The following is a 22,844-nucleotide window of genomic DNA, read 5'->3' as shown; positions in this document are numbered from 1 at the left end:
GAGCAAAGCGCGTTTTAGCGGAAACGCTTCTTTGCTCTAATTCTTTGTTTCCAAGCCAATCCAAAGGATTGGCCAGAGCGTCTTTGCGATTCGAAGTGAGTCCGTCTAATCGCAAAACGCATTTGGGGGCGGGTTTGTGCCGCCCACTCCATGTGGGTGGGGTGGCTCAACTCCTCCGGGCGAGCGAGCGCTGCACCAGCATGGCGATGATGATGATGGCGCCTTGCACGGCGCCGACCAGATATTCCGACACGAAATTCGACAGCACCATGATGTTGGAAATCACTTCCAGGATCAGCGCGCCGCAGATGGTGCCCCAAATGCGCCCGACACCTCCGCGCAGCGCCGTGCCGCCGACCACGACCGCCGTGATGGCCTGCAATTCCCAGCCAAGGCCGGTGGTGGAGGTGGTCGAGCCGAGCCTGGGCACATAGACCAGCACGGCGATGGCGACGCACAGGCCCTGGATGATGTAGGTGAGCATGCGCACGCGCCCGACCGAGATGCCGGAATAGCGGGCGACATCCTCGTTGGATCCAACGGCCATGACGTGCCGCCCGAAAGTGGTGCGGTAGAGCAAGAAGGCACCGATAACCGCCACCGCGATGATCACCCAGACCGGGAAGGGCAGGCCGAGAATGGTGCCGAAATAGACTGGGCGGTAATCGGCCCGCAGTTCCATCGACTTCATGGCGATCGAGCCGCCGTCGGCCAGCCAGATCAGCAGCGAACGGAAGATCGCCATGGTGCCGAGCGTGACGATGAAGGGTTCGAGCCTCCCGGCGGTGACGCCCAGGCCGTTGGCGGCGCCGCACAGGGCGCCGAGCAGCAAGGCCAGGATCATGCCGATGGCGAGCAGGGCATAGCCGTCGCCGATATAGGCCTTGTTGAGGAAGAGGATCATCACGCCCGAGACCAGGGCCGCCATCGAGCCGACCGAGAGGTCGAGGCCGCCGGCGGTGATCACGAAGGTGGCGCCGACCGCGATGGTGGCGATGAAGGCGCTGCGGGCCAGGACATTGGTGAGGTTGTCGAGGTCGATGAAGCGGGCATTGACGAAATAGCCGAGCACCATCAGCACGGCGAGTGCCGCGAAGGGCGCGATGGCGCGCAGGTCGAAATCCTGGAAGCGGCTTGCAGCCTTGGTGGGGGCGAGCTCTCCGCTCATATCTGTGCTCTCGCTTCTTCTCTGGAAACGCCGGTGGCATGCACCACGATTTCGGCCTCGGTCATGGTTTCACCCTTGACCTCGCCGGCAATATGCCCGCCGCGCATCACCAGGATGCGATGGCACACGCCGATCAGTTCCTGCATCTCGGAGGAGATCACGATCACACCCTTGCCCCTGGCGGCGAGGGCGGCGATGAAACGGTAGATCTGTTCCTTGGTGCCGATGTCGATGCCACGAGTGGGTTCGTCGATGATGACGATCCTCGGCTCCAGCAGCATCATCTTGGCGAGCAGCAATTTCTGCTGGTTGCCGCCAGAAAGCTGGCCGGCGAGCAGGGTCTTGGAGCGGGCCCGGATATCAAAATCCTGGAAGGCCTGGTTGAGCGCGCTCCATTCGCGCGCCTTGTCGATGAAGGCGCCCGAGGTGAAGCGATCGAGCGCGGCCAAGGTGAGGTTGGTGCGCAGATCCTGCGCCAGCAACAGGCCCTTGCCCTTGCGATCCTCCGAGAGGTAGACGATGCCGGCCTCCATGGCCTGGCGGGGCTCGCCGAAGTGCACAGGTCGACCCTCGAGCCTGAGGGTGCCCGTAGCGGAACGCAGACCCAGCAACCCTTCGAACAGCTCGGTGCGTCCAGCGCCGACCAAGCCGGCAAAACCGAGGATCTCGCCGGCCTGCAGGCTGAAGCTGGCTTCGGCAACAAAGCCCGGCACGCTGAAATGCTCGACCGCGAGCAGGGGCTCCTTCGAGACCGTCAAGTCCGCATCCGCGATATCCTTGGGCGGATAGAGATTGGCCATGTCGCGCCCCACCATCAACTGCGCCATGTCGATGGGCTGGAGCTCGGTCGTGGGCCTGGTGGCGATCCATTTGCCGTCGCGGAGCACGGTGACGCGGTCGGCGATGGCCTTCACCTCGTTGAGGCGGTGCGAGATGTAGAGAACCGCCGCACCCCTGGCACGGATGGCGGTGATCACCTTCAAGAGGGCCTGCGTCTCCACTGCGGTGAGGGAGGCCGTGGGCTCATCGAAGATCACCACGCGGTGCGGCACCGCCAGGGCGCGGGCGATCTGGACCAATTGGCGCTGGGCGATGGAGAGGCGTTCGACCAGCCGGGTCGGCGCGATCTCAGCCCCGAGCTCGCGAACTGCCCGCGCGGCTTCCTGGTTCATGGCCCGGTCGTCGACCATGAGGCCGCGGCGGACTTCGCGACCGAGGAAGATGTTCTGGGCCACGGTGAGGTGGGGCGCGAGCAGGATCTCCTGATGCACCAGCACGATGCCGCGATGCTCGGCATCGACCGGGCCGGAAAAATGCACCGGCTCGCCATCGATGGCGAGCGTGCCCCGGCTCGGCTGCAGATGGCCGGCGAGGATCTTCATCAGGGTGGACTTGCCGGCACCGTTTTCGCCGATGATGGCGTGAACCTCGCCTGCCTTGAGGTCGAGCGCGATGTTGCTCAGCACCTCGATGGCGCCAAAGCTCTTGGACAGGCCACTGGCAGCCAGCACCGGGACGGTCTGGTTCTGCCCGGCAGCCTTGCTCGCTTCCGCCTGAGACAAATCCGGTTCCTGGTTTTCGTTTCCCGCCAACGTCCCCTTCGCCATCTGCACGGGCGAATGAGTTACGTACCTCGCAATTGTCAGATTAACTGGACGGCGGGTTCTGTCAATCGGCCATTGCGGGAGCGCGGCCATCTTGTCCGCTTTTGGAAACGCCGATCTAGGAAGAAAGCAAAGGCGGACGCCGCGACATGCTAGCATGTCACTGAGATGTCCGCGCTCCAAGCGCATGCCCGCCAGAAAATCGCTCGCGATAGGATTGCGGCGTGGTGGCCAGGTGCCGGGCGAAACCGCGCCGCATGGTCTCCTCGCAGCCGAAGCCGCAGCGGGCGGCGATCTGCTTGAGAGGCAAGGCGGTGTCGGCGAGCAGCGTGCGTGCCTGTTCGACCCGCAGCCTTTCGACGGCGCGGGCCGGCGGCACGCCGGTGGCCTCCCGGTAGCGACGCTGGAAGCTGCGTTCGCTCATGCTGGCCTGCGCGGCGAGGGTGGGGACGGACAGGTCGGCGTCGAGGTTCTCCCGCATCCAGCTATGCAGGGCTTCGAAACGGGAGGTGCCATGCTGGAGCGCCAGGGCGGCGCTGTATTGCGACTGCCCGCCCGGCCGCTTGAGGAAGACCACGAGTTCGCGCGCCACCGCCAGCGCCATGGCGCGCCCAAGATCGCGTTCGACCAGGGCCAGAGTGAGATCGATGCCGGCGGTGACGCCAGCTGAGGTCCACAGATTGCCGTCCTCGATGAAGATCGGATCGCTTTCCACCTGTGTTGCCGGAAAACGCTCGGCGAGCAGGGCGCAGGAATCCCAATGGGTCACGACGCGCTTGCCATCGAGCAGGCCGGCGGCGCCAGCCAGGAACGCCCCGGTGCAAACAGCCGCGACCCGTCTGGCGGTTGTGGCCTTGGCCACCACCCAGGCGACGAGTTCGGCGTCTTCGACGGCCTGATGTACGGCGCGCCCACCGGCGATCACCAGCGTGTCGCAGGCTTCGCTGACCTCCGGCAGGGGCTCGGCCTTCAGCGTCAGCCCGGCCCAGGCAGGGACCTGGCCCTGCTTGGCGACGATACGCAGGCGATAGGCCGGAAGCCGTCCGTCATCCTCCAGCAGGCGGTTGGCCGAGGCGAACACCTGCATGGGGCCGGCGATATCGAGGAGCTGAAATCCCGGGAAGGCGAGCAGATCCACCGCGCGCGGCGCCCGGCCATGCGGCGGCCCATCGATCGGATTTGGCGTAAAGTGTGGTTCAAACGACATTTGCGCCAAAATCTGCCGCTCTACAATGGCTCTGTCAATATCAAGATTTGGAACGGAGTACCGCCATGATGCTGCAGATCGGCTTTCTCGTCTTTCCCAAGGTCCAGCTGCTTGACCTAGCCGGGCCTTTCGACGCCTTCGCCGCGATGCCGGGCGTTGTCCAGCATCTGATCTGGAAGGATCTCGATCCGGTGACGGCGACCTGCGGCTGGCCCGTCCAGCCCACGACGACGCTGCAGGATTGTCCGATCCTCGACGTGCTGTGCGTGCCGGGCGGAGCCGGCATCAATGCCTTGATGGAAGATGAAATGATCCTCGATTTTCTGCGCCGCCAGGCCTGGAGCGCCCGCTTCATTACCTCTGTGTGCACTGGCGCGCTCGTCCTGGGAACCGCGGGGCTTTTGGAGGGAAAGCGGGCGACGACGCATTGGGGTTCGCATCATCTGCTAGAGCCACTCGGCGCCGTACCGGTGGCCGAGCGTATCGTCGTCGATGGCCGGCTGATCACCGGTGGTGGCGTCACGGCGGGTATCGACTTCGCACTCGATATCATCGCCCGGCTGCGAGGCCGAGAGGAGGCCGAGGCCGTGCAGCTCAAGCTCGAATATGCGCCGGCGCCACCCTTCGATGCGGGATCCCCCGCGACGGCGCCGGCAGGCGCGATCGAGGCGGCGCGCGCCTCCGCCTCCAGCTATGTTGAAGAGCGGGAGCGCATCGTCGCCAGATTGCTTGCCGCCAAGGCCGCGTGAGCGCGGCCATCCGGTTGGACGGAACGGCTCAGCTAGCCGGGCCGGCGAACAAGATCAGGTTACCGTCCGGATCCTGGACGATGAGGGTCCTGGCTCCCCAGGGCTCTTTTCTGAGCGGCTGATGGAAGGCCACGCCCGCAGCCTGGAAAGTCAGGAAGAGCTGCTTGATCTCGGCTGTGCTGTCGACCGTGATGGCGGCGGCGAGCAGATGCTCGCGCTGCCTGACATCGCCGACATAGACCGGTTCGCACACCAGCCTCAGGGCGAGCCGCGCTCTGTCGCGTATGACCTGCGCGTAGAAAGGCGGATCGCCATAGGCAAAATCCAGGTCGAAACCGAGCTTGCCGATAAAGAACGCGCATGAGGCAGTGACGTCGGCGACGAAGAGTTGCGCCGCAATCGAACTCAAAAAGGCCTGCGGCGCGGTCTTTTCCGGAAGGTTCGTCATGGTAGGGGCTCCTGTCTTGAGCGCCTCCCATCCCTCGAATCCCAATTGGCGAGCGACGAGTTCCAGAGCGTCGGCGAGCTGGAAATTCGCCTCCAATATCTGGTGGTCGTCGAGGTGACGGAACCGCGGCAAGGCGGCCCTGATCTCGGCGGCGACCGGATGATAATGCTCGCGATGCCAACGCAGATATTGCTTGGCCTGCTTCTTGAGATTTTCGAGGTTCGGCATAGGCGCAATCGTGGTTTCGATTGTAGGCGGGCATTGCCCTTCCGACGGTGCACCGGTGCGCCCTACGCAGCGCCTTGAGACTGCCGCAGCAAGTTTGGGCTGTCAATCATCCCGCCATCGTCGTCAGGAGAACCCAAGGGGGATGGGATAGGGACAGGTGGGGCGATCATGCTTGCATGCGGTAGCCAAAATTTTCGAAGGCTCAAAATTTTCAAAAGGCTCTTGCGTAATCTATCTTTCGATATATCTTAAGATTCATCTTAAAGATAGAACGAAAGGTATATCGAATGTTTGGACGACATCATGAAGGCCGCGGTCGCGGCGAGTTCTCGGGCCGCGGCGGATTTCGCGGCTGGGGCCGCGAGGAACAGCGGGAGTGTGCCCCGGGTCGTGGGGGCCGTTGGGGACGCGGCGGTTTCGAGGGCGATGGCCCGGGCGATTTCTTCGGTCGGGGCTTCGGCGGGCGTAGCCGCGTCTTCGGCCATGGCGATCTGCGCCTGGTCATCCTGGCGCTGATCGCCGAGAAGCCGCGCCATGGCTATGAGCTCATCCGCGCCATCGAGGAGAAGTTCGGCGGCGCCTATGCACCGAGCCCCGGCGCGGTCTATCCGACGCTGACGCTCCTGGAGGAGCAGGACCACATCCGTGGCGAAGTCACGGAGGGCACCAAGAAGCTCTACACCATCACCCCGGAGGGCGAGGCCTTCCTCGCCGAAAACCGCGACGCGGTCGATGGCGTGATGGCGCGTATGGATCTTGCCGCCAGCGCCTTCTCCGCCCGCTCCACGCCGGAGATGGTGCGTGAAGCTCTGCATACGTTCCGGCACGCCCTGCAGATGCATCGTGGTCCCTGGACGCAGGCCGAGGCCGAGCGGATCCGCGCCATCATCGAAAAGGCCGCCCGCGACATCGTCGGCGGACAGGATTGACGGGCAAGCCTGCCGAGGCCGTCCACCCAAGGCTGCGGCTTCGCGGGATCGCAAAGCCTGTTGCTTATAATACTAGGATAAAGCTGGCACTTCCCTGGCAATCCAGAAAGCGTAGAAGCAGGGTGCCGTTGCGGCGCCCTGTTTGCCGTTTCGGGTGATTTTTCAATTCATTGTCTCGAAGACGCCGATACTATCGGCACTTGTCGCTGTGAGTATTTGATGAATGCCGCCACCATGGATGGCTTGCCCATTCCCCAACGCTTTCTGGCTTTCCTGACCATCGCCATGGCGCTCACCATGGCGGTGCTCGACAGTGCCATCGTCAATGTCGCCCTGCCTTCGATCGCGGGCGAACTAGCGGTCTCCCCGGCAGAATCGATCTGGGTGGTCACCGCCTACCAGCTCGCGGTCACCATCGCGCTGCTGCCCCTGTCCTCGCTCGGCGACATCATCGGCTATAAGCGGGTCTATTGGGCGGGGCTGGCCGTGTTCACCGCAGCTTCCTTCGCCTGTGCCCAGGCTTCCTCGCTGCCGGTGCTGGCGCTGGCGCGTGCCGTCCAGGGGCTCGGGGGCGCCGGCATCATGAGCGTCAATATCGCCCTGGTGCGCTATATCTTCCCCAAGGCCTCCCTTGGCTCGGGGGTCGGCTACACGGCTCTGGTGGTGGCGGTGTCCTCGGCCGCCGGGCCCAGCGTCGCCTCGGCCATCCTGACCGTGGCGAACTGGCAGTGGCTGTTCCTGGTCAATGTGCCCATCGGCCTCATCGCCCTTTTCGTCGCGGCGCGGGCTCTGCCGCAGACACCGGCTTCCGGCCATCGCTTCGATTGGGTCAGCGCCATCCTCAACGCTTTCGCCTTCGGCCTTCTGATCGCCGGCCTCGATGGTCTCGGCGATACCGGAACGATGCCGGTGGCGCTGGCGATGATCGCCGGGGCGGCGGTGGCGGCCCTCGTCTTGGTGCGGCGCTCGCTGAAACTGACGGTGCCGCTGCTGCCGGTCGACCTCTTGCGGCGGCCGATATTCTCGCTGTCGATGGCGACCTCGATCTGCTCCTTCGCTTCACAGAGCATGGCCTATGTGGCACTGCCCTTTTTCTTGCAGCGCTCGCTCGGCCATTCGGAGGCCGCGACGGGATTCCTGATGACGCCCTGGCCATTGATGACGGCGTTGATTGCCCCCATCTCGGGCCGGCTTTCCGACAGGATCTCGCCCGAGAAACTCGGCATTGCCGGGCTTTGCCTGCTGGCCGCAGGGCTGGCGGCGGTCGCCAGCATGGGCGAGCGGCCCGACAGCTTCGACATCGTCTGGCGGCTTGCCTTGTGCGGTTTCGGCTTCGGCCTGTTCCAGTCGCCCAACAACCGCATCATCATCACCAGCGCGCCGCGCGAGCGCAGCGGCGGAGCCAGCGGCCTGCAATCGACCGGGCGGCTGCTCGGCCAGTCGATGGGGGCGGCGGTCGCCGCCGTCATCTTCAGCCAGGTTGCGCAGGGGCAGACGGAACTGATCGCCTGGATTGGCGCCGGCCTCGCATTGATCGGGGCGGTGTCGAGCGGGCTGCGCAAGCCGGACTGAGGAGGGCGGGTTACGGCACCGGACCCGACTTCGGCATCGGGTCTAGTGCTGGTATGCTATTGTTGTTGCATCGTTTTTTCTGAAAATCGGCATCCACTTTTCGGTGTGATGCTTAGCTCTCCTCGGCACCGCCCTGCGAAGGCCGTACCACCACCCGCACGCCCACGGGGGTGTTGTGATAGAGGGCCATGATGTCCTGGTTGAGCAGGCGGATGCAGCCCGAAGACATCGACTTGCCGATCGAGGTGGGATCGTTGGTGCCGTGCAGGCGATAGAGCGTATCGCGGTCGCCCTGATAGAGATACATGGCGCGGGCACCGAGCGGGTTTTCGACGCCGCCAGGCATGCCGCCCGCGAATTTGGCGGCCAGCGGGTCGCGCTTGACCATTCTCGGCGGCGGCGTCCAGCGCGGCCATTCCGCCTTGCGCTTGATGGTGGCCTTGCCGTTCCAGCCAAAACCTTCGCGGCCGACACCAACGCCATAGCGAGTGGCGGTGCCGTCGTCATGGACATGGTAGAGAAAACGGTTGTCGGGATCGACGACGATGCTGCCGGGTGTCTCGCCGTCGGGGGCTGCCACGACGCGCCGCAGATATTTGGGATCGATCGCGTTCAGATTGATGGGCGGATAGGCATGGCCGTTCTCCATCCCGCCGGCATAGATCTCGCGATAGTTGAAGCCGCTGTCATTCGATCTGTTGAACAGGGAGCCGACGGTGGCACGTGAGGAGGCGCAGCCGGCAAGCAGCAATGGAGCACCGAGAACGAAAACGCGACGAGATAAATCGGGCATCACAACCTTTTCCAAACAGCCATCAGTATCGAAATCGCGCCAAAGGCCGGCGCCACGACATTCCGTTACGTAGGCCTACTATTTCATGCAACGTTCGCGCAAGCCAATACCGCCTGTCAAACTCGAACGTTTTGCCGACGGGTTTTGCGAATAGCCGGACTCGGCGGGAATCGCAAAGGCGCAGGGATGGCAAGAGGTAGGGCAAAACGGCGCTCTTGTCGAAACGCGCCGTGCCCCAGCCGGGCGACGGGCATCCAGGGGCCGACAACCTGCCCGCGTGCAAGAACATGGTTGGACATTTGAGCGATACAGGCCGTCGCTCTTTTGGGCTGTTGTCGCAGTTTGAATATACGATGTCCCCAGTGCGACAGCGCAAGGCGCCCCTGTCAGGCTACCTCGCATTAAGAAGCGTTCTATAGTAATCCGTGCTTCACCCAGTGCAGGAACAGCAAGTCATGTCCGACGGCGATCTCGATCTCAACACGCTCCCCGATGACGAGCTCGTCGAGCAGATGCACGACGACCTTTATGACGGTCTGGCCGACGAGATCGTCGAGGGCGTCAATGTCCTGCTCAAGCGCGGCTGGACGCCCTATGACGTGCTGACCAAGGCGCTGGTGGAAGGCATGCGTATCGTCGGCGTCGACTTCCGCGACGGTATCCTGTTCGTGCCGGAAGTGCTGATGTCCGCCAATTCGATGAAGGCCGGCATGCATCTGCTGCGCCCGTTGTTGGCCGAGACCGGCGCTCCCAAGGTCGGTAAGATGGTGATCGGCACCGTCAAGGGCGACATTCACGACATCGGCAAGAACCTCGTCACCATGATGATGGAAGGCGCCGGCTTCGAGGTGATCGACCTCGGCATCAACAACCCGGTCGAGAACTATCTCGAGGCGCTCGAGAAGCACCAGCCCGAAATTCTCGGCATGTCGGCTTTGCTCACCACCACGATGCCCTATATGAAGGTGGTGATCGACACGATGAAGGAGAAGGGCATCCGCTCCGACTACATCGTGCTGGTCGGCGGCGCACCTTTGAACGAGGCCTTCTCGGAAGCCGTGGGCGCCGATGCTTATTGCCGCGATGCTGCCATCGCGGTGGAGATGGCCAAGTCCCTGATCGGCAAGCGTCAGGGCATGGCGGGCTGAGCCCGACAGCGGATCTGCGCAGGGCGGCATGACGCCGTTCTGCCTGATGGGCGAGGCCCGATCTCGGGGAGTGGGCGATGACCAGTCCTTCGAAAAAACCAGATGACCCCCGCTCGACGCTGGTGATCGCCTGCGGGGCGCTGGCGCGCGAATTCCTGGCGGTGAAAGCCGCCAATGGCTGGGACCATATGGAGGTCACCTGCCTGCCGGCGATCTGGCACAATTATCCGCAGAAGATCCCCGACGGCATCCGGCGCAAGATTCGCGACAATCGCGCCAAATATGACGAGATCCTGGTGCTCTACGGCGATTGCGGCACCGGAGGCCTGCTCGACGACGTCCTGCGCGAAGAGGGCGTCGAGCGCATCGACGGGCCGCACTGCTATTCCTTCTTTGCCGGGGGCGACATATTCGATCGCATGCAGGAGGAGGAGATCGGCACCTTCTATCTCACCGATTTCCTGGTTCGGCACTTCGACCGCTTCGTGATCAAGGGGTTGAAGCTCGATCGCTATCCGCAATTGCTGCCGATGTATTTCGGCCATTACAAGCGGGTGATGTTCCTGGTGCAATTCCCCGATCCGGTGCTCGAGCGCAGGGCGGAGGAGGCGGCTGCTCGCCTCGGCCTGCCCCTCCAGATGCACTACACCGGATTGGCAGGCGTGGAGCGTTTCCTGGAAACGGGCAAGGCCGGGGCGTAGTCCGCGCCGCGACCAAGCAGCGGCCGGGCGCCGCCGGGGGCGAAATTCTGCTCCGCCTGCGGAATGGCTACGGCGTAAGCGCGGAAAAAGGCGGTCATGCCGGCCCGGGGAAGCGGAATTGCGATTGAGAGGCTACACCGACGGCCGTTTTTGCTGTAAGGCAGCGCCCCAGAAATCTTCTCTTTCCCGTAGGTATGTCGTGACCGCCAACCCTGTGTTCAACTATTTCGCCGATTTGCGCTGGCGCTATGTGCTGGCTCACGCCGTGATTGTCGCTTCCGCCAACTGGGGCGTGCAATATGTCGTGCCCGGATCCTCGGATTTCCTGACCTGGGGCGCCTTCATCTTCCCGGTCGCCTTCTTCATCACGGATTTGTGCAATCGCCGCCACGGCGTGGAGATGACGCGCAAGGTGGTGATCGCCTCCTTCGTCATCGCGGTGATCGTCTCCTTCGTGGCCGCGGATCCGCGCATCGCCATCGCCAGCGGCATCGCCTTCATTTCCGGCCAGATGGTGGATGCTCAGGTCTTCAACCGCTTCCGCCAGCATGCCTGGTGGGTGCCACCCTCCATCTCCAACATCCTCGCCTCGACGGTCGACAGCGTGCTGTTCTGGGTGATCGCCTTCGTCGGCACGGACGTGCCCTGGGTCAGCCTCGGCATTGCCGACTATGCCATCAAGATCGCCATGGTTTTCGTGGTGATGCCGGTTTACGGCTATCTCGTCTTCCGCGACAGGCTCTCTGCCAAGACGGTGTGACCGGGAACAGCGATATCTGTTGCCGGGAACAGGCACACTGTTCCCGGGAGCGCGGACAACTGTTCGCTCTTGGAAACACAGAGCTTACAAAAAGGGCGCGGCCAAGTCAGGCGGCGCCCTTTTGCGTGCGATCGTTCCAAGGAGCAGACACTGCGACATGCAAGCATGTCGCTGAGATGTCTGCGCTCAGAGTCCTTATGGGCAGCCCTTGGTGATGGCGTCGAGGGCCTGCGGCAGCCCGTCGAGGGAATAGCGGTCGGTGGTCCTGTTGCCGCGCTTGGAAGCGCCGGTGAAGACCGCGTCGCGGCTCTTGCGCAAGGTGTTGACCACGGTGCCTTCCTCGGCGGCGTTCTTCACCCAGGCATTGCTGCCCTTGGTGTAGAGCGTGAAGGAGGAGCGTCCGACTTTCAGCGTGGCGTCGCCGCCATCCTTCATGGTGAAACCGGTGATCATGCTCAGCTCGTTCTTCACGCCTTCGCCGGGGCGGCGGGTGATGAAGAGCGTGGCCGGATCGCGCTTCAGCCGTGCGGGCTTGCGGTCCTTCGGACTGGTGATGGCAAAGCAGGACTTACCCTTGGCCGTGCCGTTCTGGAAGGCTTGCCAATCGCCGAACTGGCCGAGCGGTGTCGGCTGCGCGCCTCCGGCGGCTGCCGGAGCCGGTGCTTCGGCCTTGGGTTTGCGAGGTGCTGCCAGAGCCGAACCGGTGAATGCGACGACGGCGGTGGCGATGAGCGCGATGCGAAGGGTTGAGGACATCATGCTGGCTCGATCGATCCCGAAGTAAGAGGGCAGAAAGCGGTGGCGCCGATCATCGTGAATCGGAGCGCCTCGCGCAACTGCGACGAAAGACAGGGATTCCGGCGAAAGTTCGACCGGAACGCGTCGAAGCCTACGCTGGCGCGGTATGCAAATGGTTAAATAGTCCCGAAATTACCATGGCGTGCAAACTTGGCTCCGCTCAACCCGCCGCGCTCCGTCCGGCTACCAGCCAGTAGACCGTGCCGGCGACGATGCCGATGGCGGTCAGGCCGAGCAAAGCGCGGTAGAGCAGCATGATCGCGAGGATGTTCAGGCTCATCACCATCGGCGCCACCGCGAAGGCGAGCGCCATGCCGATGGCGTAGAACATCCAGCTTGCTTTGCCCATGGTCTCGCCGATCACCGCGACCAGGGCGATCGGTGCCAGCCAGATGGCCAGGGCGGCGGTTGCGGCTTGCTGGATCATGGCCCCGATGTCTTCCACGGGAGTTCCATCGATCAGCGTCGCCAGAGCCTTCAGGCCGAACAGCTCTGCCGTGCCGGCTAGTTCCTGCCCGAAATCGTGATTGGCGAGGCCCATCACGCCGACCACCAGAGCTGCAATCGCGGCCAGGACGGCAGCGAAGGCCACCAGCACCAGGCGGTCGACGAAGCTGATGACGCCACGGGGGCGAGGAGGCTGAGAGGGGGTAACCATCACAGGACGCAAACCTATTATTCAATAGGGTGGCGACGACGCGTGTTCGAATGAATCGCGCTCAGTGCCACCCAACCAAGGTGGAAGCCATGCTTATCATTGCTTGAGTGAGCGCACTATCAAGCCGGCTTGCCGGCCGGTGATGAGCCAATAGACCAGCCCGGCAATCGCTCCTGTGCAGGCCACACCGATAAAAAGCAGCACAACGTCCCCAGGGGTCGGAGGAATGAAACCGACAAGGCCGGGAACGCTGCACAAAGCCGCCGCAGTGCCGATACTGTAGAAAGCCCAACGTTGCAGTCCGAAGAGTTCACCAATGATGGCAATGCCTGCAATGGGCACGACCCATATTGCAGCAGGCATCAACCACACCTGCCATATGGCACCCTGCAATCGGTCAAAATTGAGAAACGGATGTTCGAGAACTGCAAAAGCCTCTCGATTCAATGTTGTGCTGTAACGGAATACGGCCGAGGCGAGATTGGTGTTCACCAGTCCGCTGCTGCCGACAATCATTGCGGAAAGGGCTGCCACTCCTGTCGAGGCGATAATTTCGAGGATCCGTCCGATGACTAGAAGGAAAAAACCCAGCCATCGCACGACCATTGTCGTTAGTCCCCGTCCGTCCCATGGGCGTAGAAGGCCTCGACCGCCAGCTTCTTCATGGCATCGGCCTCGATGGCGAGGCGATCGCGCGCCCGCATCTTCTGGCTTTCGCTCTTGAGCTGGCCGCAGGCGGCGAGGATGTCGCGTCCGCGCGGCGTGCGGATGGGCGAGGCGTAGCCGGCATTGAAGACGATGTCGGAGAAGGCCTCGATCGTCTCCCAGTCCGAACATTCATAGAAGGTGCCGGGCCAGGGATTGAAGGGGATCAGGTTGATCTTGGCCGGGATGCCCTTGAGCAGCTTCACCAAGGCGCGCGCCTCGGCCGGGCTGTCATTGACGCCCTTGAGCATGACATATTCGAAGGTGATGCGGCGGGCGTTGGAGAGGCCGGCATAGTTGCGGCAGGCATCCAGGAGCTCGGCGATCGGATATTTCTTGTTCAGCGGCACCAGCTCGTTGCGCAGATTGTCGTTGGTGGCATGCAGCGAGATGGCGAGCGCCGGATTGATGTCCTCGCCGAGCGGGCCGAGCATCGGCACCACGCCGGAGGTCGATAGGGTGATGCGGCGGCGCGACAGGCACAGGCCGTCCTGGTCCGACATCACCTTCAGGGCGATGGCGACATTGTCGTAATTATAGAGCGGCTCGCCCATGCCCATCATCACGACATTGGAGACGAAGCGCCCGCCGTCACGCGGCACGATCGCTCCTTCCGGCGCTTCCTGGCCCGGCCAGTCGCCGAGGCGGTCGCGTGCGACCAGGAGTTGCGCCACGATCTCGGCCGCAGTGAGGTTGCGCACCAGCTTCTGCGTGCCGGTGTGGCAGAAGGAACAGTTGAGCGTGCAGCCGACCTGGGAGGAGACGCACAGCGTGCCGCGCTTCTCGTCGGGGATGTAGACGGTCTCGATCTCGGCGCCCTTGTCGGCGGGGCCGGTGGAGGGCATGCGCATCAGCCATTTGCGCGTGCCATCGGCCGAGATCTGCTCGGCGATGATCTCCGGGCGGTCGAGCGTATAGGACTGCTCCAGAAGGGCGCGCAGATGCTTGGACACGTTGGTCATGGCATCGAAACGGCTGGCGCCGCGCACATAGAGCCAGTGCGAAAGCTGGTTGACGCGCATCTTCACTTCGCCGGCGGGCACGCCCACGGCGGTGAGAGCTACATTCAAGGCCGTGCGGTCCATCCCGGCGAGGGAAGGCTTGGCGGACTGAGCTTGTGGAGCGGCAACGGTATCGGCCATTCCCATGGGAATGGCCTGAGGGCTCGCTGCCTGTTCGAGCGAAAGGGCCGACATGCAAAATTCCTGATGTTGGTCGGCGCTATAGCACAGCCCGGCCGAAAGGGCGACCGGCAAAGATGCATGGTGGCCGCGCGCTCCGGCACTCTCAGACAGCAAATACAAAACGGCGCGGATCTTGCGACCCGCGCCGTTTTGTCGAGAAGCGCTCGGGCTCAGGCGGCGGCCTTCACCGCGGTCGAAACGGAGGCGATGGTCTTGAGCACCTGGGAGGCGATCTCATAGGGATCGGCCTGGGAGTTGGGACGGCGGTCCTCCAGATAGCCCTTGTAGTCGTTGCGCACGAAGGAGTGCGGCACGCGGATCGAGGCACCGCGATCGGCCACGCCCCAGGAGAAGGTGTCGATCGAGGCAGTCTCGTGCTTGCCGGTGAGGCGCAGATGGTTGTCCGGGCCGTAGACGGCGATGTGCGCGTCCTTGTTGGCCGCGAACGCCGCCATCAGGGCTTCGAAATAGGCCTTGCCACCCACTTCGCGCAGGTGGGTGGTCGAGAAGTTGCAATGCATGCCCGAGCCGTTCCAGTCGGTGTCGCCGAGCGGCTTGCAGTGCCATTCGATGTCGATCGAATATGTCTCGGTCAGGCGGAGCAGGAAATAGCGGGCGATCCACATCTCGTCGGCAGCGGCGCGGGAGCCCTTGCCGAAGATCTGGAATTCCCACTGGCCCTTGGCGACCTCGGCATTGATGCCTTCATGGTTGATGCCGGCGGCCAGGCAGATGTCGAGATGCTTCTCGACGATCTCGCGGGCGATGTTGCCGACATTCTTGTAGCCGACGCCGGTGTAGTAAGGCCCCTGCGGGGCGGGGAAGCCGTGCTCTGGGAAGCCGAGCGGCCGGCCGTCCTTGTAGAAGAAATATTCCTGCTCGAAGCCGAACCAGGCGCCGTCATCATCGAGAATGGTGGCACGGCTGTTGGAGGCGTGCGGGGTGACGCCATCGGGCATCATCACTTCGCAGAGCACGACGGCGCCGTTCAGGCGCTCCGGATCGGGGACGATGCGGACCGGCTTGAGTACACAATCCGAATTCGATCCCTCGGCCTGCTTGGTCGAGGAACCGTCGAAGCCCCAAAGCGGCAGTTGCTCGAGCGTGGGGAAGGCATCGAAGTCGCGGACCATGGTCTTGCCGCGCAGGTTCGCGGTCGGCCGGTAACCGTCGAGCCAGATATACTCGAGCTTGTACTTCGTCATTCTCAGGATACTCGCTGGTTGGAAGGCGGATGGCGGCAGCCGGTTCGCACCGGGTTGCCGCCGGTTGCGGTGCAATAAGCAGGAAGCGTGCCAGCGGGCAGGGTGCGGTGTTTTTGTCGCAGATATTTTGGAAACGAGGGTGCGAGCCTGCAAAAGAAACGGTGTCCTTTTGTCGGCTGAAAGAGAAAAAGGGGTGTTTTCAAGTCATGCCGGGCCCAGATGCCGTTGTCGCGGCCTGCTGTCTTGCTGCGCATTGCCGTAATGCGGGCTTTGGTTGCACATAGTTTAGGCAAATGCTGCCTGCAAAGCAGGCAAATGATAGGAAGGCGCCCGAGGCTGTGCTAAGACTGGATCCTGGTTTGGCAGCGTCCTTGGCGCGCCAGACAAGGGAGACGAGCATGACTGCGAGTACCCGGCAAGAAACTGCCAAGATCTACCTTTTCCCCACGCGTCCGCGCATGGGGTGCAGCCTCGGACGTGACGAGACGCGGCTTTCCTCGCGCGATACGCAGCCCTTGCCGCCCATCGATGTCGACGGTGCCTGGTATCATCAGGCCGCCATCCGCGATATGGCCGATCCACGCAAGCGCTGACGGAGCGGGAAGACGGAAGAAGCCCTGAGCTTCGGGCGCTGAGGCCATATACGCGCCTATGGCTCGAAGGGCGTTTGGCCACCATTTCCCACGTCTTTGCGAGAGCTTTTCGCAGTTCTGCCCCTTGCCTCCCCCCCTTTGCATGCCGATACTCGCGCCGACTCGACGCGAGAGCGTTTTGTAATTTGGCGGCATCGCCAGGAATCGCAAAGGCGCTCCAGCCGATCCATCGGATTGGCTTGGAAACAATGAGCTAGAGCCAATGAGCGTTTTCGTCTAAACGCGCTTGTTCTAGGCAACCGTGGAGGCTGGGCGCGGGGCGCACCGGCTCGCAACAGGGAGACCGATATGGCAGACGCCAAGATGATGTCACAGATGACCGGCAAGGATGGCTTCATCGCCGCCCTCGATCAGAGCGGTGGTTCCACCCCCGGCGCGCTGCGTCTCTATGGCATCGCCGAATCCAGCTATAGCGGCGACGAGGCGATGTTCCGCCTGATGCACGAAATGCGCGTGCGCATCATGACGGCGCCCGCCTTCTCCGGCGACAAGGTGATCGGCGCCATCCTGTTCGAGAAGACCATGGATGGCGAGGCCAAGGGCAAGCCGGTGCCGACCTATCTGTGGGAAGACCGCAGCGTGGTGCCCTTCCTCAAGGTCGACAAGGGCCTGGCGACGGAAGAGAACGGTGCCCAGGTGATGAAACCGATGCCCGAACTCGACGCCCTGCTCGCGCGCGCGGCGAAGAAGGGCATCTTCGGCACCAAGATGCGCTCGGTGATCGCCAATGCCGACAAGACCGGCGTGGCTGCTGTGGTCAAGCAGCAGTTCGAGGTCGGCCGGCAGATCCTCGGCCACGGCCTCATCCCGATCATCGAGCCGGAAGTCTCGATCAAGAGCCCGACCAAGCAGGAAGCCGAGGCTATTCTGCGCGAGGAGATCGCTGCGGCGCTCGACGCGCTGCCGGCGGGCGAGCAGGTGATGCTCAAGCTCACCATCCCCACCGTCGCCGATTTCTACAAGCCGCTGGTCGACCACAAGGCCGTTGCCCGTGTCGTTGCCCTGTCGGGCGGCTACACCCGCGCCGATGCCTGCGAGAAGCTCAGCCACAATCACGGCATGATCGCCTCCTTCTCGCGCGCCCTCACGGAAGATCTGCGCGTGTCCATGAGCGATGCGGAGTTCGATGCAGCGCTCGCCAAGACCATCGGCGAGATCTACACGGCGAGCGTGGTCAAGGCCTGATCCTTCGGGCGGTTCGAGATCACCGGCCGCGAGCGGGGCAAGATGCCCGGTTCGCGGCCGGATTCGTTTGGGCAACGTGGTTTTCGTAGCAATCAAGGAGTTCGAGACGTGACGATCGGCATTGCCGCCTTTGGAACTGGCGCGGGCAGGGCAGTGTGGGCCGGCTGGGCCGAGGCGGAGAAGCTCGGCAAGGGCGACCTGCATGGTTTTGCGGTGTTTTATGCCCTGGCGCCGAATGGCGAGGCGACGGCGCTGGAGTGCCAGCGCGGCGGGCTCGAGACCATTCGCGCCACATGGACCGCCCGGCCGGATCTTGCCTGGATGATGGCTTCGCCGCTGGCGGCGGTGATCACCAGCGGGCCTGATCGTCCCGAGCCTCTTACCCAGTTTCTCCTGGCCGGCCGGAAAGGTTTCGTCACCGGCCACAGGCTGCCGAATACGGTCGGCGCATCCGGCCTTGCCGTCAATGCGGAGGCCTTGGCGCTGCTCGAGGCGGGTGTCGATCCCGCCGTGGCCGTGCGGCGGGTGATGGAGGCCAATCCACGCGTCGATGCCGGCCTGATCGCGGTGACCGGCGATGCCATCGGGCTCGCCGACAGCGAGCGGGTGCGCGAGCGGGATGATCGCGGCGAGGCCCTGATCCTCGCACCGGACAAGCGCTATGGCCTTGCCTTGCTGCACAATTCCATCGAGCCCGTGAAGGGGCTTGCCGAAGGCGCCGCGCGACCGGCCGTCGCAGTGCTGGCCGGGCACGAATCATAAGGTCGGGCTTATACCAAAGAAGAGGCCGGCATACCGGTCCGGAACGACCCAAGGATCATGCGATGACTTTCCCCTGCGACCTGATCTTCCGGCAGGCGACGATCTTCGACGGCACCGGCGCCAAGCCGCGCCAGGCCGATGTCGCCGTCACTGGCGAACGCATCGTCGCCCTCGGCGAGCGCTTGCCTCACAAGGCCGGGACCGAGATCGATGCCGCTGGGCTCGCCCTCGCGCCGGGCTTCATCGACGTGCACACCCATGACGACCGCGCCGTGATCGCCACCGACATGGCGGCCAAGCTCAGCCAGGGCGTGACGACGGTGGTGGTTGGCAATTGCGGCATCAGCCTGGCACCGCTGCGGGCCAAGGGAGAGGTGGTGCCGCCGCTCGACCTGATCGCCAAGAGCGAGCACGAATTGTTCGAGCGTTTCGCCGATTATTTCGAGGCGGTGGAGACGGCGGGAACCACGGTGAACGTCACCTGCCTCGTCGGCCACACGACGCTCCGTCTCGCCACCATGGACCGGCTCGACCGCCCGGCCACCCGGACTGAATGCGCCCGCATGCGCGACCTGCTCGACCAGGCGCTGGCGGATGGGGCGATCGGCCTGTCCACCGGGCTCTACTACCAGCCGGCCAATGCTGCCTCGACGGCGGAGGTGATCGCCGTCGCCGAGCCGCTGGCCAAATATTCCGCCATTTACACCACCCATCTGCGCGACGAAGCCGATCACCTGCTGGAGGCGATGGAAGAGGCCTTCACCATCGGGCGCGAGGCCGATGCGCCGGTGGTGCTGTCGCATCACAAGGCCACCGACCCGCAGAACCATGGCCGCACCCGCGTGTCGCTGCCGATCATCGAGAAGCGGGCGCGCGAGCAGCCCGTCACGCTCGACGTCTATCCCTACGCCGCTTCCTCCACCGTGCTGGAGGCCAAGCGCGCGACCCAGGTCGAGCGCATCCTGATCACCTGGTCGAAGGCGCGGCCCGACCTCGCCGGCAAGACGCTCGACGTTATTGCCCGCGAGCTCGGCGTCTCCAGGGAGGAGGCGGTGGCGAAGCTGCAACCGGCCGGCGCCGTCTATTTCACCATGGACGAGGAAGATGTGCGGCGCGTGCTGCAATTCCCGCTCACCATGGTGGGTTCGGACGGGCTGCCGCACGATGTGCGGCCGCATCCCCGGCTCTGGGGTACCTTTCCGCGCGTGCTCGGCCATTACGCCCGCGATATCGGCTTGTTCGGTATGGAGGAGGCGGTGCGCCGGATGACGGCGCTGCCTGCTGCGCGCTTCGGCCTCGCCCAGCGTGGCGTGATCAGGGAAGGGGCCTTCGCCGACCTCGTGCTGTTCAATTCCGAAACCATCCTCGACAAGGCGACCTTCGACGATCCCACCCAGCTCTCGGCCGGCATCCGCTCGGTCTATGTCAATGGGAGCCTGGCCTGGAGCGAGGGCAGGGCCACCGGCCCCCGCGCCGGCAAGGTGCTGCGCAACCGCGATCTGGTGGCGAAGAATTTTACCGCCGCGTTTGCGTGAGGCCGGCGCAATTGCCTTCTCCCCTTGCGGGAGAAGGTGCCGTAGCGTGGTCCCTTAAGAACCACGCGTTCAAGTAAAGAACGTTGGGGGCGGATGAGGGGATACGCAACCATTCTAGGCTTGGGCTGACACTCCTCATCCCCCTGCCGGGACCTTCTCCCGCAAGGGGAGAAGGCGATGTTTCTCACTTGGGCGGCATGCCGATATCGTATTTGAAGTACTTCCCGGCGATCTGCTTGAACTCGCCGCTGGCATAGACCGCCTTGATGCCGGCATCGAGCTTGGTCTTCAGCTCGGTGTCCTCCTTGCGGAGGCCGCCGCCGATACCGCCTTCGAACAGGGGATCCTTGGGGAAGCCCTTGGAATCGCAGCAGGCGCCGTCCTTGCCTTCCAGGAACGGGCCAACGGAATCGGCATCGCCCAGTACCAGCTCGATGCGCCCGGCCGCCAAATCCGCCATGGCGGCATCGAGCGTGGCGTAGTTGCGAATCTCGGCGTCCGGATAGGCCTTCTGCACATATTGGGCGTGGATGGTGCTGGTCTGCACGCCGACCGCCTTGCCCTTGAGGCCACCAGGCACAAATTCGAACTTGTCGTCCTTGTTGCCGATGAACTCCACCGGCGTGTTGTAGATCGGGATGGTGAAGGCGATCTGCTTCTGCCGCTCGGGCGTGATCGACATGCCGGCCCAGATCACGTCGATCTTCTTGGCGAGGAGCGCCGGCATGATACCGTCCCAGGCGGTGGCCACCACCACGCAATCGAGCTTGGCTTGCTTGCACACAGCCTTGGCATAGTCGGGCAGAAAGCCCTGCCAGTTGCCCTGGCCGTCCAGCGAGAAGAAGGGCGGGATCGGCTCGGCCGAGACGCTGATCTTGACGGGGTCGGCCTGCGCTGTCGCCAGACCCGCCAGAATGGCGGCGCCCGCCAGCAAGCTCAAATTGACAATTTTCATGGACCCAATGTCCTCCCTCGGTTCCCGCTCTGTCGGCGTTTGTTACGGTTTGGCCGAGAGATCAGGCCCCGGCACGCGGGCAACAGAGCTTATTCGTCCGACCAGGTCAATCGGCGGGAGGACGGTGCAACCCGGCAGTTTGCCGGCGGTCGAGCGCTTCGCGCGTTATGAAGGTGGACGTTTGGCCCAGTGCCTCATCCCTTCCCCTCCGGCTTGCGCCACACCCGTTCGAAGGGCAGGCGCCAGGCGTTGGGGGCGATGAGCTGATGGATGGATTTTGGGCCCCAGCTCCCCTGGTCGTAGAGACGCACGGGCGGCGGGTTCTCCAGCAAAGGCTGGGAGACTTCCCAGAGGCGCTCGATGCCCTCGGCCGTGGTGAACAGCGTGTGGTCGCCGCGCATGGCGTCGAGGATCAGGCGCTCATAGGCCTCCAGCACGTCGCCGATCAGGCCTGTTTCGCTGAGGGCGAATTGCAGGGAGAGCTTGTCGAGCCGAAAGCCCGGGCCGGGGCGCTTGCCGTAGAAGGAGAGCGAAACCTTGGAGGCGTCGGCGAGGTCGAAGGTGAGGTGGTCGGGGCCTTGCGCGCCTACGCCCGAGCCCGCCGGGAACATGCTCTTGGGCGGTTCGCGGAAGGCGATCGAGATGATGCGCTGGCCCTCGGCCAGGCGCTTGCCGGTGCGTAAATAGAAGGGCACGCCGGCCCAGCGCCAATTGTCGATGGCGCATTTGAGGGCGATGAAGGTCTCGGTGTCGCTTTCGGGGTCGACGCCCGGTTCCTCGCGATATCCGAGATATTGCCCGCGCACCACGTCACGCGGGTCGATCGGCACCATGGAGCGGAACACCTTGTTCTTCTCTTCCGAGATCGGCTGCGGCTCCAGCGCGGTCGGCGGCTCCATCGCCATGAAGGCGAGGATCTGGAACAGATGCGTCACCACCATGTCACGATAGGCGCCGGTGGATTCGTAGAAGGCGGCGCGGGTTGAAAGTCCCAATGTCTCAGGCACGTCGATCTGGACGTGATCGATGAAATTGCGGTTCCAGATCGGCTCGAACAGGCCGTTGGCGAAGCGGAAGGCCAGGATGTTCTGGGCCGGCTCCTTGCCGAGGAAGTGGTCGATGCGGAAGATCTGGCTCTCGTGGAAGACCTCGTGCAGACGGGCGTTGAGGGCGACGGCGCTGGCGAGATCGGTGCCGAACGGCTTTTCCATGATGATGCGGCAGCGATCGACCAGACCGGCCTCCGAGAGCATCTGCACGGCCGAGAGCGCGGCGTTGGGCGGCACGGAAAGATAATGCACGCGCCGGGCCTCGGGGCCGAGTTCCGCCTCGGCCCGTGCCACCGCTTCCTTCACCGGCCCCGCGCCGGCGCTGATCGGCACATAATCGAGACTGGCGGCGAAGGCTTCCCAATCAGCTTGGCTGACCTTGCGGGTGGAGAATTTGTCTAGGGAGTCGCGCGCGATGGCGCGAAAGCCGTCGGCATCGATCTCGTCGAGCGAGACGCCGATGATGCGGCAGCCGGGAATGAAGCCGGCGCTGGCGAGATGGAACAGGCCCGGCAGCAGCTTGCGGCGAGAGAGGTCGCCCGTGGCGCCCACCAGCACCACCACCTGCGGCTTTCCCGGGCCGACACGCGAGGAATTCTTGATCAAGGTTCTCGTTCCCATTGATTTTGCACTGCGCCGGCGCGCTACGCCGCGGGCCGCTCCAGGCCCGTCCTTGCCTGAAGCCGCCATCGCCGTGCCCCATACCGGTTCGAGACGGGAATAGGGGCATAGACCGATGGGATGATCAAGGGCCGACAGAAAAACTGCGCGACGCAAAATTAATCGGCGGAAACCACCAGCGCCATATCGCCGCCGCAGTCTTGTACAGATTAGAATTTATCTAATCT

The 22,844-nt window shown here is 63.8% G+C and carries 22 protein-coding genes; 10 read left to right on the top strand and 12 right to left on the bottom strand.

Going from position 1 to position 22,844, the window contains the following annotated elements; genetic code table 11:
• Positions 1-166 precede the first annotated feature (166 nt).
• From ACZYTC_RS15765 to ACZYTC_RS15755, 3 genes are all read right to left on the bottom strand, one after another.
• Complete coding sequence (locus ACZYTC_RS15765; protein WP_434959548.1) at positions 167-1,168, bottom strand: ABC transporter permease; 1,002 nt, start codon at positions 1,166-1,168, stop codon at positions 167-169.
• On the bottom strand, positions 1,165-2,679 hold the full coding sequence (locus ACZYTC_RS15760; RefSeq protein WP_434959761.1) for a sugar ABC transporter ATP-binding protein: 1,515 nt from the start codon (positions 2,677-2,679) through the stop codon (positions 1,165-1,167). Before ACZYTC_RS15760 ends, ACZYTC_RS15765 begins: the two co-directional genes overlap by 4 nt.
• Before the next feature lie 253 nt (positions 2,680-2,932).
• A complete protein-coding gene (locus ACZYTC_RS15755) occupies positions 2,933-3,979 on the bottom strand; it encodes a GlxA family transcriptional regulator (protein ID WP_488990034.1) in 1,047 nt (348 codons plus the stop codon).
• Positions 3,980-4,044: 65 nt separating this feature from the next.
• Here ACZYTC_RS15755 and ACZYTC_RS15750 point away from each other — a divergent pair, with 65 nt between their 5' ends.
• Positions 4,045-4,728, top strand: a complete 684-nt coding sequence (locus ACZYTC_RS15750) for a DJ-1/PfpI family protein (RefSeq protein WP_434959550.1) — start codon at positions 4,045-4,047, stop codon at positions 4,726-4,728.
• 28 nt (positions 4,729-4,756) lie between these two features.
• Here the strand turns inward: ACZYTC_RS15750 and ACZYTC_RS15745 are convergent, their stop codons facing one another.
• Positions 4,757-5,404 carry a VOC family protein gene (locus ACZYTC_RS15745; protein WP_434959551.1) on the bottom strand — a complete coding sequence of 216 codons (648 nt, stop codon included), beginning with the start codon at positions 5,402-5,404 and terminating at the stop codon, positions 4,757-4,759.
• A 287-nt stretch (positions 5,405-5,691) separates the two neighbouring features.
• Between ACZYTC_RS15745 and ACZYTC_RS15740 the strand changes: the two genes are divergently transcribed.
• Both ACZYTC_RS15740 and ACZYTC_RS15735 read left to right on the top strand, forming a co-directional pair.
• On the top strand, positions 5,692-6,333 hold the full coding sequence (locus ACZYTC_RS15740; RefSeq protein ID WP_434959552.1) for a PadR family transcriptional regulator: 642 nt from the start codon (positions 5,692-5,694) through the stop codon (positions 6,331-6,333).
• 219 nt (positions 6,334-6,552) lie between these two features.
• On the top strand, positions 6,553-7,905 hold the full coding sequence (locus tag ACZYTC_RS15735; protein ID WP_488990033.1) for an MFS transporter: 1,353 nt from the start codon (positions 6,553-6,555) through the stop codon (positions 7,903-7,905).
• Positions 7,906-8,017: 112 nt separating this feature from the next.
• On the opposite strand, the gene ACZYTC_RS15730 is transcribed toward ACZYTC_RS15735, so the two are convergent.
• Positions 8,018-8,698, bottom strand: coding sequence for a L,D-transpeptidase (locus tag ACZYTC_RS15730; RefSeq protein ID WP_434959554.1), 681 nt, complete (start codon positions 8,696-8,698; stop codon positions 8,018-8,020).
• Positions 8,699-9,153: 455 nt separating this feature from the next.
• Here ACZYTC_RS15730 and ACZYTC_RS15725 point away from each other — a divergent pair, with 455 nt between their 5' ends.
• The 3 genes from ACZYTC_RS15725 to ACZYTC_RS15715 all read left to right on the top strand — a co-directional run bounded on the left by ACZYTC_RS15725 (position 9,154) and on the right by ACZYTC_RS15715 (position 11,307).
• Positions 9,154-9,846: a corrinoid protein gene (locus tag ACZYTC_RS15725; protein WP_434959555.1), complete on the top strand. Its 693-nt coding sequence runs from the start codon at positions 9,154-9,156 to the stop codon at positions 9,844-9,846.
• A gap of 77 nt (positions 9,847-9,923) precedes the next feature.
• Entirely contained in the window at positions 9,924-10,547 is a 624-nt protein-coding gene (locus tag ACZYTC_RS15720; protein WP_488990032.1) for a DUF1638 domain-containing protein, read from the top strand.
• 199 nt (positions 10,548-10,746) lie between these two features.
• Entirely contained in the window at positions 10,747-11,307 is a 561-nt protein-coding gene (locus ACZYTC_RS15715) for a queuosine precursor transporter (RefSeq protein ID WP_434959557.1), read from the top strand.
• A gap of 195 nt (positions 11,308-11,502) precedes the next feature.
• On the opposite strand, the gene ACZYTC_RS15710 is transcribed toward ACZYTC_RS15715, so the two are convergent.
• From ACZYTC_RS15710 to ACZYTC_RS15690, 5 genes are all read right to left on the bottom strand, one after another.
• Positions 11,503-12,066 carry an invasion associated locus B family protein gene (locus ACZYTC_RS15710; protein ID WP_434959558.1) on the bottom strand — a complete coding sequence of 188 codons (564 nt, stop codon included), beginning with the start codon at positions 12,064-12,066 and terminating at the stop codon, positions 11,503-11,505.
• A 199-nt stretch (positions 12,067-12,265) separates the two neighbouring features.
• Positions 12,266-12,763 (bottom strand): hypothetical protein, encoded by a 498-nt coding sequence (locus tag ACZYTC_RS15705; RefSeq protein ID WP_434959559.1) that lies wholly within the window; start codon positions 12,761-12,763, stop codon positions 12,266-12,268.
• Between the two features lie 96 nt (positions 12,764-12,859).
• Positions 12,860-13,369, bottom strand: a complete 510-nt coding sequence (locus ACZYTC_RS15700; protein ID WP_488990031.1) for a hypothetical protein — start codon at positions 13,367-13,369, stop codon at positions 12,860-12,862.
• Positions 13,370-13,374: 5 nt separating this feature from the next.
• Complete coding sequence (rlmN, locus tag ACZYTC_RS15695) at positions 13,375-14,616, bottom strand: dual-specificity RNA methyltransferase RlmN (RefSeq protein WP_434959762.1); 1,242 nt, start codon at positions 14,614-14,616, stop codon at positions 13,375-13,377.
• Positions 14,617-14,822: 206 nt separating this feature from the next.
• Positions 14,823-15,857, bottom strand: coding sequence for a glutamine synthetase beta-grasp domain-containing protein (locus tag ACZYTC_RS15690; RefSeq protein WP_434959561.1), 1,035 nt, complete (start codon positions 15,855-15,857; stop codon positions 14,823-14,825).
• Positions 15,858-16,255: 398 nt separating this feature from the next.
• Between ACZYTC_RS15690 and ACZYTC_RS15685 the strand changes: the two genes are divergently transcribed.
• The 4 genes from ACZYTC_RS15685 to ACZYTC_RS15670 all read left to right on the top strand — a co-directional run bounded on the left by ACZYTC_RS15685 (position 16,256) and on the right by ACZYTC_RS15670 (position 19,992).
• Complete coding sequence (locus ACZYTC_RS15685; RefSeq protein WP_488990030.1) at positions 16,256-16,450, top strand: DUF2735 domain-containing protein; 195 nt, start codon at positions 16,256-16,258, stop codon at positions 16,448-16,450.
• A 348-nt stretch (positions 16,451-16,798) separates the two neighbouring features.
• Positions 16,799-17,695 carry a fructose bisphosphate aldolase gene (locus tag ACZYTC_RS15680; protein WP_488990029.1) on the top strand — a complete coding sequence of 299 codons (897 nt, stop codon included), beginning with the start codon at positions 16,799-16,801 and terminating at the stop codon, positions 17,693-17,695.
• Between the two features lie 108 nt (positions 17,696-17,803).
• Positions 17,804-18,457 (top strand): DUF6963 family protein, encoded by a 654-nt coding sequence (locus tag ACZYTC_RS15675; RefSeq protein WP_488990028.1) that lies wholly within the window; start codon positions 17,804-17,806, stop codon positions 18,455-18,457.
• A 62-nt stretch (positions 18,458-18,519) separates the two neighbouring features.
• Positions 18,520-19,992 carry an N-acyl-D-amino-acid deacylase family protein gene (locus ACZYTC_RS15670; protein WP_441773283.1) on the top strand — a complete coding sequence of 491 codons (1,473 nt, stop codon included), beginning with the start codon at positions 18,520-18,522 and terminating at the stop codon, positions 19,990-19,992.
• A 184-nt stretch (positions 19,993-20,176) separates the two neighbouring features.
• On the opposite strand, the gene ACZYTC_RS15665 is transcribed toward ACZYTC_RS15670, so the two are convergent.
• Both ACZYTC_RS15665 and zwf read right to left on the bottom strand, forming a co-directional pair.
• Positions 20,177-20,947, bottom strand: coding sequence for a transporter substrate-binding domain-containing protein (locus ACZYTC_RS15665; protein WP_441774523.1), 771 nt, complete (start codon positions 20,945-20,947; stop codon positions 20,177-20,179).
• A gap of 194 nt (positions 20,948-21,141) precedes the next feature.
• Positions 21,142-22,602 (bottom strand): glucose-6-phosphate dehydrogenase, encoded by a 1,461-nt coding sequence (zwf, locus tag ACZYTC_RS15660; RefSeq protein ID WP_434959567.1) that lies wholly within the window; start codon positions 22,600-22,602, stop codon positions 21,142-21,144.
• Positions 22,603-22,844 lie beyond the last annotated feature (242 nt).

The organism is Labrys sp. F242, assembly GCF_057813875.1.
This window is presented reverse-complemented; position numbering and strand designations above follow the sequence as displayed.

Excerpts from the sequence above, each read along its gene's own strand:
- ACZYTC_RS15670 (WP_441773283.1), top strand. The coding sequence starts at position 18,520 with ATGACTTTCCCCTGCGACCTGATCTTCCGGCAGGCGACGATCTTCGAC.
- ACZYTC_RS15765 (WP_434959548.1), bottom strand. The coding sequence starts at position 1,168 with ATGAGCGGAGAGCTCGCCCCCACCAAGGCTGCAAGCCGCTTCCAGGAT.
- ACZYTC_RS15730 (WP_434959554.1), bottom strand. The coding sequence starts at position 8,698 with ATGCCCGATTTATCTCGTCGCGTTTTCGTTCTCGGTGCTCCATTGCTG.
- ACZYTC_RS15750 (WP_434959550.1), top strand. The coding sequence starts at position 4,045 with ATGATGCTGCAGATCGGCTTTCTCGTCTTTCCCAAGGTCCAGCTGCTT.
- ACZYTC_RS15755 (WP_488990034.1), bottom strand. The coding sequence starts at position 3,979 with ATGTCGTTTGAACCACACTTTACGCCAAATCCGATCGATGGGCCGCCG.
- ACZYTC_RS15740 (WP_434959552.1), top strand. The coding sequence starts at position 5,692 with ATGTTTGGACGACATCATGAAGGCCGCGGTCGCGGCGAGTTCTCGGGC.
- ACZYTC_RS15680 (WP_488990029.1), top strand. The coding sequence starts at position 16,799 with ATGGCAGACGCCAAGATGATGTCACAGATGACCGGCAAGGATGGCTTC.
- ACZYTC_RS15710 (WP_434959558.1), bottom strand. The coding sequence starts at position 12,066 with ATGATGTCCTCAACCCTTCGCATCGCGCTCATCGCCACCGCCGTCGTC.
- ACZYTC_RS15700 (WP_488990031.1), bottom strand. The coding sequence starts at position 13,369 with ATGGTCGTGCGATGGCTGGGTTTTTTCCTTCTAGTCATCGGACGGATC.
- ACZYTC_RS15745 (WP_434959551.1), bottom strand. The coding sequence starts at position 5,404 with ATGCCGAACCTCGAAAATCTCAAGAAGCAGGCCAAGCAATATCTGCGT.
- ACZYTC_RS15690 (WP_434959561.1), bottom strand. The coding sequence starts at position 15,857 with ATGACGAAGTACAAGCTCGAGTATATCTGGCTCGACGGTTACCGGCCG.
- rlmN (WP_434959762.1), bottom strand. The coding sequence starts at position 14,616 with ATGGGAATGGCCGATACCGTTGCCGCTCCACAAGCTCAGTCCGCCAAG.
- ACZYTC_RS15735 (WP_488990033.1), top strand. The coding sequence starts at position 6,553 with ATGAATGCCGCCACCATGGATGGCTTGCCCATTCCCCAACGCTTTCTG.
- ACZYTC_RS15705 (WP_434959559.1), bottom strand. The coding sequence starts at position 12,763 with ATGGTTACCCCCTCTCAGCCTCCTCGCCCCCGTGGCGTCATCAGCTTC.
- ACZYTC_RS15665 (WP_441774523.1), bottom strand. The coding sequence starts at position 20,947 with ATGAAAATTGTCAATTTGAGCTTGCTGGCGGGCGCCGCCATTCTGGCG.
- ACZYTC_RS15720 (WP_488990032.1), top strand. The coding sequence starts at position 9,924 with ATGACCAGTCCTTCGAAAAAACCAGATGACCCCCGCTCGACGCTGGTG.
- ACZYTC_RS15725 (WP_434959555.1), top strand. The coding sequence starts at position 9,154 with ATGTCCGACGGCGATCTCGATCTCAACACGCTCCCCGATGACGAGCTC.
- ACZYTC_RS15685 (WP_488990030.1), top strand. The coding sequence starts at position 16,256 with ATGACTGCGAGTACCCGGCAAGAAACTGCCAAGATCTACCTTTTCCCC.